1 protein-coding gene is annotated in these 1,705 nt (G+C 46.5%); it reads right to left on the reverse strand.

What is annotated here, in order from left to right:
• Positions 1-1,705 (reverse strand): IS66 family transposase (tnpC, locus tag HMPREF0106_RS26620; protein WP_009041317.1); only part of this gene is annotated, 1,705 nt, incomplete at both ends.

The raw sequence follows: 1,705 nt of genomic DNA on the forward strand, positions 1-1,705 counted from the left end.
TTAGTTAAAATTTCCGCTATATATTTCACCGGCCTTAATCCATTCATCTTACATGTTTCAATAATTGAGTATAACATAGAAGCATTCTTTGCCCCTAGTTCCGATCCGCAAAACAGATAATTCTTTCTTCCCATACAAATGGGCTTCATCATCCTCTCGGCCGTATTATTATCAATTTCCGCCTTTCCATTTTGTACATAACGCGATACTGCTTCCCATTCATTGACAGCATATCTGACCGCTTTTAGAAAAAGGTTGGCTGTATCCCCGCGTGTTTGATCAAAAACGGGTTTTATCATCTGCCATATTTCTGCCAATATAGGAATTGCCCTCTTCTGACGTTCCATCCTGCGTTCATCTTCGGAGAGAAGATTAATTCTGCAATCCGCCTCCACCCAGTATAGGTTTGATATCAGGTTGATTATATCTGCAGACCGATGGTCGGTCTGTAATGCATCGACAAACTTTCGCCTGACGTGTGCCATACATCCGTACCGTGTTATTGAGGAATCTTCCCGTTCAAACATTTTATAGACATTGTAGCCGTCGGTGGTGACACTTCCCCGGAAGCCTGCGAAGAACTTTTGGGCGACCTTCATGCTACGGCTGCCGTTGTCATACAGATAATAAGCTATTTTCCGGTCGGGATTCTTTATTCCCCAAATGTATTGTTTACGGTATTCATACTTACCCTTCTGCTGGTTGTACACTCTGACCTGTTCGGTAGTCTCATCACTGAACAGCATGCTTCCGGGTGTGAGAAGCAACTGCCGGAAAGGTTCCTCAAGCTTGCACAACTCCTTCATGTGCCTCTTTATCCAAGCCAAAACGGTAGAGGTGTTGAAACGTGCACCGGCATCCTTGAGACGGTCTACGACCCGTTCAAGAGACAAACCGTACTGGTATTTGTCAACCAAAATGCGGGCCATCAGTTCAAAATCCACAGGATATCCTTCAAGGACGTTCTCAAACGGTCTGCGGGTATCATTATTGTCCTTAGGCTGATAATAGTTCGAGATGTTTCCCTGTGCATCCACTAGCCGTACAAGTTTGAATACATGTTTGACCACTTGATGTTGAATCGAGTATTGAATCCATTCACGTATGCCTATCTTGCGTGCACCCGAAGGGATATCCGATTCATCACAGTAATGTACCACCACATTCTCCGCACCGGTGGACTGCTTGCCATAATCCTTACGGCAGGAAGGGGATTCAGGCCGGGGAGCGGCCTCAGAAGAGGCTGATTCCGCAGCTTTCTGCTCCAAGTCTTCAACCGGAGCCGAAGGAGCGGATCCGTCAAAATCATCCTTATCCTCTTTGAGGTCTTTTTGCTTCGTTGCGGACAAGGAAGATTTCTTCTCGGATTTACGCCCGTATAACTGCCGTTTCTGTCTGGCAATCTCATAAAGTTCATCAGCGCGCGTATTCTCGAGCGCTTCAAGGGCACTGGAAAGCTCCTGTATTTTCTCTTCTGCGGCTGACTTGGCCTCAAGGGTCCGAGAAAGACGGTTGGAAAGCGCCTTGTTGTCATGTCTCATGCTTTTCAGTTCCTCAAGTGCCCTGTCAAGTTTAGACAGGATCTGCATATTACCCGACTGCTGTTCACGCTGCAAGTCGTCAAGCAGGTTTCGAAGCCGCAGGATCTCATCATCCTTTGACAGTAGCTGGGCGATTAATATGTTGATCGTTTCCTTGTCTTCCA

The sequence above is a fragment of the Bacteroides sp. D22 genome (assembly GCF_000163675.1).
Lineage (GTDB): Bacteria > Bacteroidota > Bacteroidia > Bacteroidales > Bacteroidaceae > Bacteroides > Bacteroides xylanisolvens.